Source organism: Microbacterium sp. lyk4-40-TSB-66 (genome assembly GCF_030209475.1).
In the GTDB taxonomy this organism is placed as follows: Bacteria; Actinomycetota; Actinomycetes; order Actinomycetales; family Microbacteriaceae; genus Microbacterium.
In genome coordinates, this window is the sequence record NZ_JARVRW010000005.1 from 21,884 (window position 1) to 39,477 (window position 17,594).

At 72.2% G+C, this 17,594-nt stretch carries 14 protein-coding genes; 2 read left to right on the forward strand and 12 right to left on the reverse strand.

Annotated elements, in window-relative coordinates; all coding sequences use genetic code 11:
• Positions 1 to 18 precede the first annotated feature (18 nt).
• The 12 genes from QRO03_RS09955 to QRO03_RS10010 form a co-directional block, all read right to left on the reverse strand.
• Complete coding sequence (locus QRO03_RS09955; protein WP_285137347.1) at positions 19 to 825, reverse strand: HTD2 family dehydratase; 807 nt, start codon at positions 823 to 825, stop codon at positions 19 to 21.
• Positions 822 to 2,051: a CaiB/BaiF CoA transferase family protein gene (locus QRO03_RS09960; protein ID WP_285137348.1), complete on the reverse strand. Its 1,230-nt coding sequence runs from the start codon at positions 2,049 to 2,051 to the stop codon at positions 822 to 824. The genes QRO03_RS09955 and QRO03_RS09960 overlap by 4 nt, the downstream gene beginning before the upstream one ends.
• On the reverse strand, positions 2,048 to 3,025 hold the full coding sequence (locus QRO03_RS09965) for a hydroxymethylglutaryl-CoA lyase (protein WP_285137349.1): 978 nt from the start codon (positions 3,023 to 3,025) through the stop codon (positions 2,048 to 2,050). Before QRO03_RS09965 ends, QRO03_RS09960 begins: the two co-directional genes overlap by 4 nt.
• On the reverse strand, positions 3,022 to 4,296 hold the full coding sequence (locus QRO03_RS09970; protein ID WP_285137350.1) for a hydroxymethylglutaryl-CoA reductase, degradative: 1,275 nt from the start codon (positions 4,294 to 4,296) through the stop codon (positions 3,022 to 3,024). The genes QRO03_RS09965 and QRO03_RS09970 overlap by 4 nt, the downstream gene beginning before the upstream one ends.
• 118 nt (positions 4,297 to 4,414) lie before the next feature.
• On the reverse strand, positions 4,415 to 6,151 hold the full coding sequence (locus QRO03_RS09975; RefSeq protein WP_285137351.1) for a helix-turn-helix domain-containing protein: 1,737 nt from the start codon (positions 6,149 to 6,151) through the stop codon (positions 4,415 to 4,417).
• Between the two features lie 7 nt (positions 6,152 to 6,158).
• A complete protein-coding gene (locus QRO03_RS09980; protein ID WP_285137352.1) occupies positions 6,159 to 7,346 on the reverse strand; it encodes a M20 metallopeptidase family protein in 1,188 nt (395 codons plus the stop codon).
• Positions 7,343 to 8,113, reverse strand: coding sequence for an ABC transporter ATP-binding protein (locus QRO03_RS09985; RefSeq protein ID WP_285137353.1), 771 nt, complete (start codon positions 8,111 to 8,113; stop codon positions 7,343 to 7,345). Before QRO03_RS09985 ends, QRO03_RS09980 begins: the two co-directional genes overlap by 4 nt.
• Positions 8,110 to 9,879, reverse strand: coding sequence for a dipeptide/oligopeptide/nickel ABC transporter permease/ATP-binding protein (locus QRO03_RS09990; protein ID WP_285137354.1), 1,770 nt, complete (start codon positions 9,877 to 9,879; stop codon positions 8,110 to 8,112). The genes QRO03_RS09985 and QRO03_RS09990 overlap by 4 nt, the downstream gene beginning before the upstream one ends.
• 3 nt (positions 9,880 to 9,882) lie before the next feature.
• A complete protein-coding gene (locus QRO03_RS09995; protein ID WP_285137355.1) occupies positions 9,883 to 10,926 on the reverse strand; it encodes an ABC transporter permease in 1,044 nt (347 codons plus the stop codon).
• A gap of 4 nt (positions 10,927 to 10,930) precedes the next feature.
• On the reverse strand, positions 10,931 to 12,517 hold the full coding sequence (locus tag QRO03_RS10000; RefSeq protein WP_285137356.1) for an ABC transporter substrate-binding protein: 1,587 nt from the start codon (positions 12,515 to 12,517) through the stop codon (positions 10,931 to 10,933).
• 59 nt (positions 12,518 to 12,576) lie between these two features.
• Positions 12,577 to 14,157 (reverse strand): hydantoinase/oxoprolinase N-terminal domain-containing protein, encoded by a 1,581-nt coding sequence (locus QRO03_RS10005; protein WP_285137357.1) that lies wholly within the window; start codon positions 14,155 to 14,157, stop codon positions 12,577 to 12,579.
• Entirely contained in the window at positions 14,154 to 15,266 is a 1,113-nt protein-coding gene (locus QRO03_RS10010) for an S-methyl thiohydantoin desulfurase family protein (protein WP_285137358.1), read from the reverse strand. The genes QRO03_RS10005 and QRO03_RS10010 overlap by 4 nt, the downstream gene beginning before the upstream one ends.
• A 73-nt stretch (positions 15,267 to 15,339) precedes the next feature.
• Between QRO03_RS10010 and QRO03_RS10015 the strand changes: the two genes are divergently transcribed.
• Positions 15,340 to 16,824 (forward strand): PucR family transcriptional regulator, encoded by a 1,485-nt coding sequence (locus QRO03_RS10015; protein ID WP_285137359.1) that lies wholly within the window; start codon positions 15,340 to 15,342, stop codon positions 16,822 to 16,824.
• Between the two features lie 126 nt (positions 16,825 to 16,950).
• Positions 16,951 to 17,577, forward strand: coding sequence for an MSMEG_1061 family FMN-dependent PPOX-type flavoprotein (locus tag QRO03_RS10020; RefSeq protein ID WP_285137360.1), 627 nt, complete (start codon positions 16,951 to 16,953; stop codon positions 17,575 to 17,577).
• Positions 17,578 to 17,594 lie beyond the last annotated feature (17 nt).

A 17,594-nucleotide genomic window follows, 5' to 3' on the forward strand; every position in this document is an offset into this window, starting at 1 on the left:
CGCGACACGGTCGATGCGTCACTCCAGGGTGAGCTCCGCCGTGGCGAGCACCGCGTCGTCCGGACCGAGTGCCACGACGCGTGAGGAGTCGACGGTGCCGCACAGGCGGATGGGCACGTCGACGAACGCCGGGGCCGTCATCCGCACGCGGAGTTCCACGATGCGTCGGCCGGGAGCGTGCCGACGGGCCGCATCCACCATCAAGATGCGCAGCAGTGGACCGTGGACCAGCAGGTCGGGGAGTCCCTCGACCTCGAGCGCCCACGTGCGGTCGTAGTGCACGCGGTGCGTGTTGAAGGTCAGCGCCGAGAACCGGAAGAGCCGCCGCGTGTCGAGCACGACGTCGTCGACCCACGCTGCCGTCGCCGCCGCCGCCGGGTCGGTGCGGGGCGGACGACCGGGGCCGGACGCGGACTCCAGGAAGACGTCGTGCCAGACACTGCGCACCATCACCTCGCCTCCGACGGAGAACTGCCGCTCGATGTCGGCGAAGACGAGCCGGCCGTTCGCCCCCGCCTTCTCCACGACGGATCCGGCCGTCGCCGTCTGGACGACCACGTCTCCGAGCCGAAGGTCACCGGGGAACGTCGTGTCCTCTCCCGCGTACATCCGGCGAGGCAGGTCGATCTCGGGCAGCACGCCGTCGCGCGCCGGGGTGCCGTCGGGGCGGAGGTCGGCGAACGCCGCGGCGAACGGGAAGAAGACGCCCTCCCAACCGGGTGGGAGCGCCTCGCCGTCGTCGCGCACCGCTTCGGTCGACGCGAACGTGCCGCGATAGGCCTCCGCCTGCGCGGCGTCGAGGACCTGCGCACGCGAGGTGGTCACGACAGGGCTCCCGATGCGCGCAGCTCCGCGATGCGGGCGCGATCGTATCCGGCGAGGCCCGTCAGGACGGCGTCGGAATGCTCGGCGAAGCGGTTCGCGACACGACCGGGGGTGGCGGGGGTCGCGCTCAGTTTGATGGGCTGGCCGAACATGCGGAGCGTGCCGAGCTCGCCGTAGTCGGCCTCGACGATCATCTCGCGCTCGGCGGTGCCGGGGTCGTCGACCACTTCACCGATCGTCTTGATCGCGGTGAGGGGGATGACGTCGCCGGCCAGTTCCTCGAGCTCCGCCTTCGTGCGCCCCGCGAGCCAGCCTGCGACGAGCGGCTTGACCCGGCGGGCGTAGACGTCGGCGTCCATGCGCTTGCGCATGGTGTCGATCTCGGGGTCGTCCGCCGCCTCGGGCGAACCGAACAACGCGCAACTGGCCCGCCAGAGCTTGTCGGTGTAGGCGCCGAAGAACACTTGACCGTCGGCGCAATCGAAGAGTTCGTACGGCCGCACCCATGCGTGCGCGTTCCCCGCCGGTGAGGCTTCGACCCCGCGCACGGTGTAGTCGACGACGGCGGTCTCGGTGAGGGCGAGGATGCTGTCGACCTGCGCGACGTCGACGAGCTGGCCCTCACCGGTGCGCTCGGCGTGACGGAGCGCGGCGAGGGTGCCCACGACGGCGAACAGGGTCGCCGAGAGATCGCCGATGGTGACGCCCACCCGCACGGGAGGTTGACCCGGGTACCCGTTCATCGACCACATGCCCCCGGCCGCCTGGGCGGTGTTGTCGAAAGCCGGTCGACGGCTGCGCGTGCCGGTCTGTCCGTACCCCGAGACCGCGACGTAGACCAGGCGGGGATTGGCGGCGTGCAGCACGTCGTACCCCACCCCGAGCTTGTCCATCGTGCCGGGGCGGAAGTTCTCGACCAGGATGTCGGCCCGACGCACGAGGTCGATCAGCGTCTCGGTACCGCCCGGGGCCGCCAGATCGAGCCCGACGCCGAGCTTGCCGCGGTTGTACTGCGCGTAATAGGCGCTGAACTCCTCGTCGCCGTGGGTCAGGTAGGGCGGGAAACCACGCGAGACGTCGGGGTCGCGGGGGTTCTCGATCTTGATGACCGTGGCGCCGAGGTCGGCGAGGGTCTGCGCGGCGTAGGGACCGGCGAGCACCCGCGACAGGTCGAGTACGACGACGCCCGCCAGGGAGCCGGATCCGGGCGCGAGGGGGGTGGTCATACGGATGGCTCCTCAGAGAGTTCGGGTGGTGTGCGGGTCAGGGCGGCGGCGACGCGCGACACGTGCGGTCGGCCGCGGACCCCCGCCAGCCAGGAACTGGTGCGGGCGAGGGCGGCGATGTCGAGACCGGTGCGGATGCCGAGCCCCTCGAGCATCCAGACCAGATCCTCCGTGGCGAGATTGCCGGTGGCACCGGGGGCGTAGGGGCAGCGGCCGAGGCCGCCGACCGAGGAGTCGAACTCCGTCACGCCGGACTGCAGCCCGGCGAGGACGTTGGCGAGCGCCTGACCGTACGTGTCGTGCAGGTGCAATGCGAGGGCGGAGCGGGGGACGCCGGCATCCTCCACCGCGTCGACGATCCGCTCGACGTCTCCGGGCGTCGCAACGCCGATCGTGTCGCCCAGCGCGATCGTGCGGCACCCGGCACCGTAGAGCTCGGCGGCGGCGTCGACGACCGCGGCGACGTCCACGTCGCCCTCCCACGGGTCGCCGAACGCCATCGAGACGTACCCGCGGACGGGGATCCCGATCGCACGGGCGTCGGTGACGACGGCGGCGGAGCGGGCGAGGGAACCCGCGCGGTCGGTGTTCAGGTTCGCGCGAGCGAAGGCGTCGGTCGCGCTGACGACCACGGCGACTTCCCTCACCCCCGCGGCGAGGGCGTCCTCGAACCCGCGTCGGTTGGGGACGAGGGCGACGGCACGGGCCCCCTCCGGCGGGCGGACGGAGGCGACGACCGCGTGCGCATCGGCGAGCTGCGGGACCCAGGACGGCGGTACGAAACTCGTCAGCTCGAGCGCACGGGTACCCGCGGCGAACAGGCGCGCACACAGCTCGGACTTCACGGCCGTGGGGATGACGTCCGTCTCGGCCTGCAGTCCGTCGCGCGGCCCCACCTCGTAGACGGTGACCGCGGCCGGCATCCCCTCCCGCGGCACGACGCGAGGATGCGAGCGGGGAAGGGGGGTCGTCACGAGTGCGCTCCGCGCAGCTCGTCGAGCACCTCGCGCGCGTACTCGACCCGGATACGCCGGTCCGCGACGATCCGTGCGGCCACCGCCGCGATCTCGTGGCTCGCCGCGCCGGCGCTGGCGGCCACGGTGCGAGCGTGCAAGGTCATGTGCCCCCGCTGGATGCCCTCGGCCGCCAGCGCGCGGCATGCGGCCAGGTTCTGCGCGAGGCCCACCGCGGCGATCGTCGCCGCGAGCTGACGCGCGGTGTCGACGCCGAGCAGCTGCACGGCGGCGCGGGCGGTGGGATGCGCGCGGGTCGCTCCTCCGACGAGCCCGACCGCGAGGGGCACCTCGAGCGTGCCGACGAGATCCCCGTCGGCGTTCCGCTCGAACCGCGACAGGGCGCTATACCCGCCGTCGCGCGCCGCATGCGAGTGGCATCCGGCCTCCACCGCGCGCGTGTCGTTGCCGGTGGCCAGCACGACGGCGCTGATCCCGTTCATGATGCCCTTGTTGTGCGTGGCGGCCCGATACGCGTCGGCCTCGGCGAACGCACTCGCCGCCTCGATGTCGGCGACCACCTGCGCCCCGCCGAGAGCGTCGGCGGAGAAGAGCGCACGCGCGCGCGTCAGGCGCCGATCGGCCTTGTTGGTCAGGATGCGCAGGAGCGTCCGCGCCCCGGCGATCTCGGCGATCCGCGGAGCGAGGGCTTCGGCCATCGTGTTGACGGCGTTCGCTCCCATGGCATCCCGGACGTCGACGTGCAGGTGCAGGATCACGTGAACGCCGGTGCGCGTGGGGAGGGTGCGCGCGGTGATGTCGACGGCGCCGCCGCCCAACGACACCAGCAGGGGGTCCTGCGCGTCGGCGAGGGCGAGCAGTTCGTCCCGCGCCTCCAACAGACGCAGGCGCGTCCCCTCGGGGTCGACGGCGTCGAGCACCTGGACCTGCGCGGTCATCACCTCGCCCGTCGAGGAGGTGACGAACCCTCCGGTCTGCCGGGCCATGCGCGCGGCGTTCGATGCGGCGGCGACGACCGAAGGCTCTTCGGTCGCCATCGGCACGAGCCGGTCCACGCCGTCGATGCGGAAGTTCGTGGCGATCCCGACGGGGATGCCGATGAGGCCGACGACGTTCTCGACCATGTGGTCGGCCTGCGACAGCGTCAAGCCGTCCGTCGGTTCGAAAGCCCCCAGCACGGCGGGATCGAGCCCGGCCGCCCGGGCGACGAGGGCACGTCGCGCGATCGGGCCGTGGTCGCGGAGTCCGGAGAGGCGGCTGGAGGGTGTCACACGGGCTCCTTCGACGGGACGGCGCCGCGATGACCACGGCGTCACCTCGACGCTAGGTCGACGGCGGCCGGGCGGGTATGGACCGGCGCCACAGTGGCACGCGTTCCGGGTGGAGGACTCATCCATCGACGCCGCGTCCCACGCGCTCGCGGAGCTCGTCCAGGCGCACGGCGATCGACAGGCGGAAGAACCTCTCGTCGTCCCGCCAGCCCGCCCCGAGCAGCCCGTCGAGCTTCTCGAGCCGCTGCAGGATCGTGTTGGTGTGGAACGTGAGGGCCCGGGCGGTGCGCGTCGGACTCGCCCCGTGCCGCACGAAGGCACGGAGCGTCGCGAGGAGGTCGCTTCCGCGCGCCTGGTCATGGCGCCGCACGGCGCCCAGCGCGGAGTCGAGGAAGGACGCGAGCGCCCGGCCGTCGGCCCCGATCGCCGCCGCGTAGGGCAGGAGCTCGTCGGCGGTGACCAGCGCGTCGCGCAGCCCCAGCGCCCGGGCCAGGGCCACCGCCGACCGCACGTCCTGGGTGGCCCGCGGCATGTCCCCCGCGTCGGCGACCGCGGTGACGACCAGCGTCTCCGTCGCCAGGGCGTCGCGGAGGCGCCGGTGCGATGCGGCGTCGAAGCTCGCCCCGTGCGCCGCGATGACGAGCCCGTCGAGCTCGCCGACGAGCGCGCCCGCGCCCAGCTGTCGCGCCACCGTGCGGGCGGCTTCGGCCCGTCGCCCTCCGTCCACCGCGACCGCGGTCACCGCGCCGAGGCGCCCCGCGTCGACGCCCGCGCGACGCAGCGCCGCGACGATGTCGGCCCGACGCTGCTCCGACGCGGTGACGAGGTCGACGAGCAGGTCGGAACGCTGGCGGTGATCGGCCTCGGCGACGGCTTCCTCCGACAACGCCAGGAGGGCTGCGACCTGCGCCGCCCGCTCGATCGTGCGCCGGTCGACGTCGTCGAGCGTGCGATCGGACGCCCCCACCACGATGGCCCCGAAACTACGACCACCGGCCAGGATCGGGCTCGTCACCCGTGCGTCGACGTCGGTGCGCGGCGGCATGCTCCCGCCCACGGCGGGAGCATCGGCGCCGTGGCTCGCTCGAACGACGCCGTCGGCGCCGACGATCGCGACGGGGGCCTGCAGCGCGGTCGACAGGGTGTGCGCCACGGGGGCGAGGCCCCCACCGGCCAGCACCGCGTCGACGAGCTCGAGATGCACCCGGTTGGCCCGGTCCCGTGCGTCGAGGTGAGCCTTCAGCTCCGCCGCGGCAGCCCGGGCGCGCTCCGCCTGCCGGCGGGCGTCGGCGAGCGCGGACGCGGTCTGCAGCACGACAGAGGCGTGGTCGGCCAGAGCCGCCAGCAACGCGATGTCGTCGGGGGTGAACAGTCGTTCGCGACGTTCCGCGACGAAGAGCACGCCGAGGACCCGTTCTCGAGAGAGCAGGGGAACGCCGAGCATCGACACGATCCCCTCGGCCGCCACGACCGCGTCGATGCCCTCGGTGTGCCGCTCGGGCGCCACGGTGTCGTACCGGCGGACGGCCTGCGGCAGTCGGGACTCCGCGATCGCCCCCACCAGGCCGCGGCCGGGAGGGACGACGAGATCGCGCAGCGCCGCCGTCACGGCCCCGCGGGTCTCACGGACCCGGAGCGTCACATCGTCGTCGTCGAACTCCGAGAGGTAGGCGACGTCGGCCGCGAGGAGCTCGTGCGCACGCTCCACGAGACGCTCGAGCACGGCATCGACGTCTCGCACCGCCGTGAGCTCTCGCGCGCTGGCGTAGAGCGCTGCGAGTTCACCGGTGCGCCGACGCAGCGCCGCGATGTCGTCGGCATCGGAGACGACAGGGGTGTCGCCGGAGTCGACCACGGCGCCCTCAGGGCCCCGTGCGATGCAGCCGTTCCCACGCGAGCTCCGCGAGGGTGGCCGCGTGCAGGCCCAGGTGGGAGTCGTCGAAGACCGCGCGGTCGGAGTGCAGCGGAGCGCGTTGTCCGGCCGGGGCCACGCCGAGGAAGACCAGGGTGCCGGGGACGCGTTCGAGTACGTACGCGAAGTCCTCGGACGCCGGTGACGGCGCGTCGAGGACGCGCACCCGCTCGACGCCGTGCGCCGCCCGGAGCATGTCGAGCACGGCGGCGGTCTCGTCGGGGTCGTTGACGGTGACGGGGTAGGAATCGACCCACTGCGTCTCGAGGTCGCAGCCGTGGGCTCTCGCTATCCCGGTGAGCAGCGCCGGCAGATCGTCGCGGACGCGCGAGCGAGTGGCATCCGAGAACGTGCGCATGTTCAGCACGAGCGTGACCGTCTCGCTCAGCACGTTGCCGGCGGCCGAGTCGCTGCGCAGGCCCGTGACCGACAGCACGGCGGGGTCCGTCACGGGGAGCCGCCGGGCGGCGTAGGACTGCACGGCCAGCACGAGCTCCGCAGCGACCGGGACCGGGTCGATGCCCTGGTGCGGCATCGCCGCGTGACCGCCGGTACCGCGCACGGTCAGGGTCGCCGCACTCACGCCTGCCATCATCGGTCCCGGCCGGGTGACGAACGTGCCCCCGTCGGTCATCGTGTCGACGTGCAGCGCGAAAGCCGCGACGGGCGGCGCCCCGGCCGCATCCAGCACTCCCTCGTCGATCATGGACCGGGCACCGGCGTAGCCCTCTTCGCCCGGTTGGAACATGAAGACGACGCACCCCGCGAGCTCGTCGCGACGGCCCGCGAGGATGCGGGCGGCGCCGAGGAGCCCGGCCATGTGCAGATCGTGCCCGCACGCGTGCATGGTCCCCCGCGACGAGGCGAAGGGAAGACCCGTCGCCTCGACCACGGGGAGCGCGTCCATGTCGGCCCGCAGGAGAACCGACGGCCCGGGGAGAGCGCCCCGCAGCACGGCGGTGACCGACGAGAGCGCCGTGCCCGTCGTGATCTCCAGGCCCAGGCCGGCGAGTTCGCGCAGCAGCAGCGCCTGCGTCTCGGGCAGGTCGAGTCCGACCTCGGCGAGCGCGTGCAGCTCGCGGCGTACCGCGACGAGATCGGCGGTGAGCACCTCGACCTCGTCGACCGCGACCTTCACTCTGTCGCCATCCGGACGCCCAGCACCGGCACCGCGTCGAGCAGGTCGAGGGTGTACGCCTCGCCGGGGGCGGCGAGCAGCTGCTCGGTCGGACCCGACTCGACGATGCGTCCGTGGCGCATGACGGCGATCTCGTCGCTCACGTACCGGACGACCGCGAGATTGTGCGAGATGAAGAGCATCGACAGACCGAACCGTTCCTGGAGCTCCCGCAGCAGGTTCAGCACCGATCCCTGCACCGACACGTCGAGGGCGCTGGTCACCTCGTCGGCGATGAGGACGCTCGGTTCTCCTGCGAGTGCGCGCGCGATGGTCACGCGCTGGCGTTGCCCGCCCGAGAAGGCCGCCGGCAGATCGCCTGCGCGGTCGGGGTCGAGGTGGACGAGGCCCAACAGCTCGCGCACGCGCGCGACGCGGGCGTCGCGTGAGAAGGGCTTGCCGCTTGCGCGCAACGCCTCGGCGATGGAGTCGCCGATGCTCATGCGCGGATCGAGCGCCGAGAACGGGTCTTGGAAGACGAGTTGCAAGCGACGGCGAGCCTCGCGTGCGGCCCTTCCGCGACCGGATGCCACGACCCCGCCGACCCGGATCTCCCCGGCGGCGGGAGCGACCAGGCCCACCGTCGCGGCGGCGATGGTGCTCTTGCCCGACCCGGACTCACCCACGAGCCCCAGGGTCCGGCCCGCGGGGACGACGAGCGAGACGTCGTCGACGACGGTGGCCCGCCCGTAGCGGACGCTCAGTCGGTCGATCTCGAGGGCGTTCACACCCCCACCTCCTCGGCGAGGGCGGCGGCGGCGAGCTCCGGCGGGATCACCGGGAGCGGCCGCGTGCGGTCGGATGTCATGTCGGGCAGGCAGGCGATGAGCGCCCGGGAGTAGGGGTGGGTGGCATCCTCGCGGATACGCTGCGCGTCGAGCTCCTCGACGATGGCGCCGTCCTTCATGACGAGCACGCGGTCGCAGAACGCCGAGACCAGGGCGATGTCGTGCGAGATGAAGACGATGGCCGCTCCCGTGTCGCGCTGTGCGCGCCGGAGCACGCCCATCACCTGTCGTTGCACCGTCACATCGAGAGCGGTCGTCGGTTCGTCGGCGATGATGAGCTTCGGGCGGCCGGTGAGGGCCTGACCGATCATCGCGCGCTGTCGCATGCCCCCGCTGAACTGGTGCGGGTACTGCGACAGACGCCGTGTCGCATCCGCGATACCGACGGCCTCGAGAGCGTCGGCGGCGTGCGCGCGGGCTTTCGCGCGCGACATCCCGAGGTGCACTTCGGGGACCTCGGTGAGCTGCCGGCCGATGGTGAGAGCGGGGTTGAGCGAGGTCAGCGGGTCTTGGAAGACCATCCCGAGCTCCACGCCCAGGGTCGATCGGTCGGCCGCGCTGAGAGGTCGGGTCATGTCGATGCCGTGGAAGGTGTGCGCGGTCGTGGTGATCCGCGCGTCAGCGCCGAGCAGACCCGCGAGGGCCATCGCTGTCAGCGACTTGCCCGACCCCGACTCCCCGACGATGCCGACGACCTCGCCGGGGAGGATGCGCACGCTCACGCCCCTCACGCGTTCCACCTCGCCGCCGTCGGCGGTCGAGAAGGCGACCCGCAGGTCGGCGATCTCGGCGACCGGTTCAGCCTCGACCGGTGCCGGACGCACCGCCGGGACCACGCCCGGGCGTCGCGTGGGCGCGACGGCTCCCACGGCGCGCCGTGCCACGGCGCTGCGTCCCCCGCCGCGGGTGTCGGCGAGTGCTTCGCTGACGAAGGTGAACACCAGTCCGGCGAGCACGACCGCGATTCCGGGTCCGATGGCGGCGAGCGGGTTGACGTAGATGCGGGTGATCCCGTCTTGCAGCAGGCGACCCCAGTCGTACTCGGGGGCCTGCACGCCGAGCCCGAGGAACGACAGCCCCGCGAACGACAGCAGGGTGACGCTCGCGGTGGCCGCGGCGTTGACGAACAGGGGGTTGGCGATGTTCGGCAGGATGTGCCGCACCAGGATGCCGACGGGCCCGACACCCACGACGCGCGCGGCGCGGACGTAGTCGCGGCCCGACACCGACGAGGCGAGGTTGTAGACCAGACGCGCCATGAACGGGATCCCCGAGATGCCGATCGCGAACATCGCGCTCGTCGCGCTGGCTCCCCAGATGACGGTGAAGAACAGCACCATCAGCAACCACGGGAAGGCGAGCAGCACGTCGAGCAGGCCGGTCGCGAGACGACGCACGTGACGGGGCAGGACGACGGCGATGAGGCCGTAGGCGATGCCGCCGACGGTCGAGACCACGGTGGCCCCGAGGGTCAGCAGCAGCGAGATGCGGGCGGCGACCAGCACGCGGGCGAAGATGTCGCGCCCGAGGTCGTCGGTTCCGAACGGGTGCGCCAGGCTCGGCGCGAGCAGCCGTTCGGGCACGTTCGAGGTCTCCGCCGCGGCGACGAAGACGCTCGGTCCCGCCACGGCGAGGAAGAGGAAGAGCAGCACGCCGACGAGGGCGGCGATACCGGCCGGTGAGACCAGTCGTGAGCGCCAGGTCATGGGTCAGCCCTCCGTGATCGAGGACCGCGGATCCACGGTCACGAGGATGAGATCGACGATCAGGTTCACGCCGAGGATGATCAGGGCGTAGACGATGACGAGCCCCTGCACGATGGGATAGTCCTTCGCCCCCACCGCGGGCACCATCACCCCGCCCATGCCGGGGATGGCGAACACCGTCTCGATCAGCACGGTGCCGGCGATCATGCCGCTGAGCAGGAGCCCGCTGACCGTCAGCGACGCGGTGATGATGTTCGGCAGGGCGTGCCGCAGGTACACGAGGCGGCCGGGCAGGCGTTTGGCGCGGGCGGTGGTCATGTAGGTGGCGCCCAGGACGCCCGACATCTCGACCTGCACGATACGGGCGAGATAGGCCATCGGTCCGAGCGCGAGCCCGAGCACCGGGAGCACGGCATCCTGTGGCGAGCCCCACCCCGCGGCCGGCAGCCACCGCAACTGCACGGCGAAGAGGGCGATGAGACCGACGGCGAGAAGGAAGCCGGGCACGGCGATGAGCATGCCCAGTACGCCGGAGATGAGCGCATCGGCGACCCGGCGACCCGGACGCTGGAGGGCGACGGCGGCGCCGATGCCGAGCGGGACCGCCGCCAGCAGCGCCACGAGGAAGCTCACCACTCCGAGGGTGACGGTCGCGGGGAAACGCTGGCCGATGGTCTCGGACACCGAGCGGCCGGTGCGGATGGACTCGCCGAAGTCCCCGCGGAGCAGGTTCGAGACGTAGTCGAAGAACTGCACCGGGATGGGCTTGTCCAGACCCAACTCCGCCCGCGTCGCGGCGACGAGCTCGGGCGAGGCCTGGATGCCGAGGGCCGCGCGCACGGGATCTCCGGGCACGAGGTGGATGAGGAAGAACGACGCGACGACGACGACGACGAGCGAGACGAGCAGGCGCCCGAGCCGCCGCACCAGGAACGCCGCGCGCGGCGACAGTCGCGGGCCGCGGCCGCGCCCCTCCGCCCGCACCGCCAGGGCGGCGGTGGGGGCGCCGGCCAGATCGGCGACGACGGGCGGAGGGGTGGCGGTCACGGGGTCAGCCCTGCATCCGGATCGAGGTGGGGTTCAGGAAGTTCGGCTGCTCGAACGTCGCGCCGCTCATGTAGTTCGGCAGGATGTTGTCGATCACCGGGAAGGTGTCGAACTGCTCGATGAGCTGCTGCTCCGCCTGCTGCCAGAGACCGCATGCCGCGTCGGGCGATGCCGTCTTCGCCTGGGTGGCGAGGGCGTTGTACTCGGGGTTGTCGACGAACATGAAGTTCAGACCGCCCTGGTCGGGGGTCGCGCCGCCGAAGAACAGGTCGAGCACGACGGGGCTGCCCGGCGCGATCTGCACCCAACCGGTGTCCCAGTCGAAGCTCGTGTAGAGCTGGTCCGACCACGCCGCGGCGTCGTTCGCCGACAGCTCGGTGACCACGCCGAGCTGGTCCCACGTCTCCTTCACCAGTTCCGCGGCCGGAGCGTGCGAGGCCGTCGGGGCGTCGTAGATGAACTTCACGTTCAGCGGCTGACCGTTCTTGGAACGGATGCCGTCGGAGCCGAGGGTCCACCCGGCTTCGTCGAGCAGCTCGCCGGCGCGGTCGAGGTCGGTGTCGGGCAGCGTCCAGCTGGGCGGGTCCTGCACGCAGAGCAGGGGCGTCTTCATGACGAGGCCCGCGGAGGGCAGACCGGTCGCGCCGGCGATGACGGGGCCCACTTCGTCGCGGTTGATCGCGATCGAGAGCGCCTCACGCACGAGCGGGTCGGAGAACGGCCGCCCCTCGCGCTCGTTGAAGAGGATCTGGCCGACGGGGTTGCGCACGCCCGCGTACTCGATGCCCGCGCCCTGCAAGCGGTCCTGGTCGGGGCCGGTCACGACGCCCGAGTTGAGCTCGCCGGAGAGCAGCAGGTTGGTCACCGTGCTCTGATCCGAGACGATGCGGGCCTCGATGGTCTCGGGCAGGCCCTCGGTGTCGCCCGTGACGCCGTAGGGGCCCCAGGTGTATCCATCGCGCTTGGTGAACACGTACGCGTCGCCGGGGCGGGCTTCGCTGAGCTGGAACAGGCCGGTGCCGTCGGTGGTGTCGGACAGGGAGGCGATGTCGGCGAGCCCCGCGTCGCAGACCATCATGATCGTGCCCAGGTTGATGGAGAGGAACGGGTCGTTGACGGTGCTGGTGACCGTGACCACATCGCCCTCGGCCGTGGCGGAGACGGCTTCGGTGATGACGGTGCCGTACGAGAAGGTCGCGTTGGCCGGGTCGGCGTTGTAGTTCAGGTTGTCGGCGACGGTCTGCGCGGTGAATTCCGAGCCGTCGGCGCAGGTGATGCCGTCCTTGAGCGTGAACGTGGCCGAGGTGCCCTCATCGGTCCAGCTCTCGGCGAGCCACGGCTCGTACTCGCCGTCGGGGGTGACGTAGATGAGCGACTCGTAGGCGATCGTGACGACGTCGAAGGTGTCGGGGGAGACGGTCTTCATCGGGTCGAGGTCGCCCGGGTCGTCGCTGATCGCCTTGACGAACGTGCCGCCCGACACGACGGCGCCCCCTCCCCCGCCGTTGTCGGACGGCGCGGCGCACGACGCAAGTGTCAATGCGAGGAGGACGACCGCGGCTGCGGCCGGGACGACGGTGCTGCGTTTCATTGCCTTGCTCCTTGATTCGGGTGAAGCGTCGGTGGTGCCGGAGGGTGGTGCGGTGGGTGTCAGCGCGCGGGGATGGGCGCGGCGAGGTGGCTCAGGGGGCCGGCTGCTTTCACCGACACCTTGAGGGTGGGACGGGCCGTGTACGACAACGACGTCTCGAGGACGTCGACGATCTCGACCGCGAGGGGATCGGCCCCCGCCTGGATGGCCTTCTGGATGGCCGCTTCCGAGGCGGCCGCGATCGCGGCATCCCGGTCGTCGGCGTCGGAGATCTGGTCGGCGCGGCCCCCGGCGAGCGAGATGGCCGCACCGACCGCGTTTGCGACGTCGGCCCGGTCGGGTCGCAGCACGTCGCCGGCTCCCGGCAGGTCGTCGGGAACGAGGTGCGCTCCGCCGCCGACGACGATGAGCGGCAGGTCGACGCGGCCGAGCGACAGCCGTTCGACGGCCTCCTCGATGCGCTCGTGCGCGTGGGCGAGGGCTCGGGCGAGCATGTCGCGCTGTCCGGACGAGAGCGACGGAAGGGACAGTCCCCGGATGCCGTGCCCCGCGGCCGCGGCCGCATCGGTCAGCGTCGGGGTGGAACCGCCGAAGAGCAACCCCTCCTGGGCGATGCGGTATCCCACGGACCCGGGGCCTACGGCACCCGTGCGGGGGTCGATGATCGTGCCGCCGCCGATGCCGAGGCTGAGGATGTCGGGCATGCGGAAGTTGGTCCGCACCCCGCCGATGTCGCGCGGCAGGGTCGACTCCCGGGGGAAACCGTCGACGAGCACACCGAGGTCGCTGGTGGTGCCCCCGACGTCGACGACGATCGCGTTCTGCGCCCCCGAGAGGAACGCCGCCCCGCGGATGGAGTTCGCCGGCCCCGAACCGATGGTCAGCACGGGATAGCTCACCGCGTAGTCGAGCGACATGAGCGTGCCGTCGTTCTGCGCGAAGAACGTCGAGACGTCGAGGCCCTCCTCGGCGACGACATCGACCAGCGCACGGGTGACCTCGCTGGCGACCCCGCGCAGAGCCGCGTTGAGCACGGTCGCGTTCTCGCGCTCGAGCAGACCGTCGGGGCCGATGTCCTGGCTGAGGAAGACGGGCACGTTCTCACCGAGGTGATCGTGCACGAGCTGCTCCACCTCGCGCTCCTGGTCGGGCGACGAGGGCGCGAAGATGCCGCAGACGGCGACGCTGTCGAAGCCGCCGTCGAGTGCGTCGAGGAAGCGCCGGATGCCGTCGCGGTCGAGCGGGGAGATGGGAGTGCCGTCGACCATGTGCCCGCCGCCGAGCATCGCCGCCCCGGCCAGCACCTGGTCGCTGAGGTCGGCCGGCCAGCCCGTCAGCGGGGGCCATTCGGTCGCCGCGGGCGCCCCGAGCCGCACGAGGGCGACCCGGTCGAGACCCCGGCGGGCGACGATCGCGTTGGTCGCGTGCGTCGTCCCGAGCATCACGCGCGACACCCGGTCGCGGTCGTCGCCCAGCTGGTTCAGCACCGCGGCGATGCCCGCCCGGATCCCCCCGATGACGTCTCCCGTCGTGGGCTGTTTCGTCCACGCGATCACCGAGCCGGTGGCATCCACGACGACGGCGTCGGTGTTGGTTCCGCCGACGTCGACGCCGATGGACAGGTCGCGAACGGCGATCATCGCGCGTCCTTCCGCTCGAAGGGGACGTAGGGCAGGTCGTAGCCGAACGCGCGGGGGCCGGCGATCTCGAGCCCCCGCTCGGTACGCCAGAGGGGGTCGCACGCCCACGCCAGCACCGACACGCGCTGGCCGTAGCGCAGCATCTCGGTCGAGATGGCGTGACCGGTCTCGATGTCGACGACGGTGATCAGGTCGGGGACGGTGGCGAGCACCTCGCCGTCTTCGAGCACGACGAGGTTCTCGTTGCGCAGCTCGACCCGCTGGAGGCGCCCGCGGTCGTCGCCGATCCCGGCGATCGTGATCGAGCCGCGGACGAATCCGCCCTCGGTCCGCCGCGAGACGTCGACGATCTTGCCCGAGATGAGCACGTCGGCGTCCAGCTCCTCGGCGATCGCCGCCACCGGCTCGGCCGAGCCCAGCAGCGCCCGCCCGACGCGGATCGCCGTGCTGATGGTGCCCGGGATCACGGCGCCCCGGGCGGTCTCGGCGGTGAGCAGGTAGTGCGCGCCGAGGCAGATGCCACCGGCCGCCACGGTCACCGCGCGGGCGTGGCGTTCGAGCCATCCGAGGTCCACCGTGCGCAGGGTCACGACGTTGCCGACGACGTCGCTGAGGACCGCGAACTCGCACGGGACCCCTGCGACGTTGGTGGAGATCATGGTGGCCTCGGGGAACGCGCGGCCCATGCCGTCGGCGTCCAGGAGCGCCACGCCGAGGCGCGCCGCCCATCCGGCGGGCGAGACGCCGTTGCTGCCGCCGATCTCCGCGGGCATGATCGCGGTGATCTTGCGCCCCGCGACGCGTTCGGCCTCGTGCAGCAGCGTCTCGATCTGCTGCACGGACGAGAGCATCTCGATGCCGACCGTCGGTGCGCCGATGCCGCTCATCATGATGACGGCGTCGTCGGGGCCGAGGTCGTCGAGGCTCAACAGCCGCACCGGACCGTGCTCGCGGATCGCGCGTTCGGTGGTCAGCTGCGAGGTGTAGACGGCGCCGCCACCGCCCGTGCCGAAGATCGCCGCGCCCGCGGCGAGCGCCGCGATGTCGTCGGCCGTGACGTGCTCGGGGGCGCGGGCCGCGGTCGGCGGAGCGAGGGACGGGAATGCCATGTCATGACACTAAGCACCACCCCCGAGAGCGACAATGTGGTGACGCAACAGGGAATCCGCGTAGATTGTGCTCGTGGCACAGCTCACGACACGGGACCTTCTCGCTCAGACGGAGCGGCTCGGTGTCGCGCACGCGGCAGGCCCCGAGGAAGGCGCGGTCATCGCCCGGGTCGAGGTCACGACCCTCGCCGATCTGCCCACCCTGCCCGCCGGGGCCCTCGCCGTGGTGGCCGGAGACGAACCGCCCGCTCCGTACCTCGTCGACGTCGCGTTGCGCCAGGCCAGTGCGCGCGGTCTCGCCGGCCTGGTCATGCCCACCGGCTTCTCGGTGACCGAGACGGCCGCCGTCCTCGCGGCTCGCGGCGGCGTCCCGGTGCTCGTCTCGCTGGCGGCGCGCGCACCGGATCTCGCCGTCGCGATCGACCGCGTCATCAGCGGCGGAGCGGCCGAGTCGATGACCCGCGCGGCATTCGCGGTCGAGAAGGCGACGCAGGCGGCGGCGGCCGGCGAGGGAGACGCGGTCCCCGCGATCCTCGATGCCGCCGGCACGGCACTCGGCGTGCGGGTGAGCCTGCGCGAAGACCTCACGACGTCGTGGACCGACGCCGACGCGGTGTTCGCCGGCGAGGTGCCGATCGGGCGCCTGGTGGCCGAGACGTCCGACCCGGCCGCGACCGTCGCGCTGCCGGTCGTGGCGTCTCTGGTGTCGCGCGCGATGCAGCGCCACCTGCAGGATCGTTTCGCCCCCAATCAGTCGCGGGCCGACCTCATCGTCGAGCTCATGCTGGCCGAGGCGGGACGCGTCGACGGTTTCGTCGCACCCGCGGCGCGCCTCGGCCTGCCGCTGCAGCTGTCCCACGCGGTCGCCTGGATGCGACCCCAGCACCGCACCGACCCGGGACTGCGCGCCCCGCGCTTCGTGGAGGCGGCGCTCGAGCTGTTCACCCTGCAGCTCATCGAGGACCGCCCCGAACTGTGGCACATCGCCTTCCTGCAGGACGATGTGCTCGTCGTCAGCAGCGAGGACCACGGTGCCGGCGACCACCAGCGACGCCTGCGCGACGTGATCTCGCGCGTCCAGGCGCAGGCACGCCGTCTCGTCGGCGACGACTGGACCTACACCGTCGGCCTCGGCACGCCCCAGACGGGCGCCGCGGGCCTGCGGCAGTCGGCCGCCGAGGCGCGGGTCGCCGCCGACTCCGCCATCGCCGGGGGTCGATTGGATGCCATCGAGCTCACCGACGTGACGGGGCTCCGCCGCCTCCTGCTCGACTTCTACGCCTCACCCGTGAGTCGCAATCTGCTCGACGACATCCTGCATCCGCTCGACGTGCTGGGGTCCGAGAAGTCGATCACGGCGGTGCGCACGCTGCTGTCGTATCTCGGCAACCGCAACTCCCTCGCCCAGGCGGGGCGTGAGTTGAACCTGCACCCGAACGCGGTGGGATACCGCATCCGCCGGGCCCGCGAGCTGCTCGACGTCGACCTCGACGATCCCGACACCCGTTTCGCCGTCGAGCTGGCCTGCCGCGTCCGCCTGCTCGGGACCGGGCGCTGACCCTCCGGCGACGCGGGCCGCGCGCTCACTCCGACGTGGACGCTGTGCCGGGGGCACACATCCGCCCCACGATCCTGTGCCAGCACGACGATGAGCCGCGGCAACGTGGAGGGTAGCGTCGAACGTATGCTCTCCACCGATTTCCGCGCGCTCGGACTCGCGGAGATCCGCGCCGCGCTGGGCGAGCCCGAGGGGCCGTCGCTGCAGAAGATCACCGACCGTCTCGACGAGAACTGCCTGCGCTTCCTCGCGCATTCGCCCTTCGCCACGCTGGCCACCGCCGATGCCGACGGGACGTGCGACTGCTCCCCTCGCGGGGACTACCCCGGCTTCGTCCGCGCGATCGACGATCGCACGGTGGTCCTCCCCGACCGCCTCGGCAACAGGATCGCCGACTCGATGCGCAACATCGTCGACAACGGCCACGCCGCGCTGCTCTGCTTCGTGCCAGGCATGACCGAGACGCTGCGCATCAACGGCACCGCCGTGGTCACCGACGACCCCGTCCTGCTGCGCTCGCTCGAGCAGGACCACACCGTTCCCGACCTCGCGATCGTGCTGCGCATCGAGCAGGTGTATCTGCACTGCGGGCGCGCGCTGCTGCGGGGCGGGATCTGGGACGCCGAGATGCAGGACCTGGCCGCCCAGGTGCCGACCTCGGGTCAGATCTGGGCCAGCACCTCGGGATGGGACGCCAGCGTGGGCGACGTCATCGACGAGGCGATGACCGGCGCGTACCGGGCGCTGTACTGAGGTGCGCAGCCGCGAAG

Coding starts and splice junctions, on each gene's coding strand:
- QRO03_RS10005 (WP_285137357.1), bottom strand. CDS start 14,157: ATGATCGCCGTTCGCGACCTGTCCATCGGCGTCGACGTCGGCGGAACC.
- QRO03_RS09960 (WP_285137348.1), bottom strand. CDS start 2,051: ATGACCACCCCCCTCGCGCCCGGATCCGGCTCCCTGGCGGGCGTCGTC.
- QRO03_RS10000 (WP_285137356.1), bottom strand. CDS start 12,517: ATGAAACGCAGCACCGTCGTCCCGGCCGCAGCCGCGGTCGTCCTCCTC.
- QRO03_RS10010 (WP_285137358.1), bottom strand. CDS start 15,266: ATGGCATTCCCGTCCCTCGCTCCGCCGACCGCGGCCCGCGCCCCCGAG.
- QRO03_RS10020 (WP_285137360.1), top strand. CDS start 16,951: ATGCTCTCCACCGATTTCCGCGCGCTCGGACTCGCGGAGATCCGCGCC.
- QRO03_RS09990 (WP_285137354.1), bottom strand. CDS start 9,879: ATGACCTGGCGCTCACGACTGGTCTCACCGGCCGGTATCGCCGCCCTC.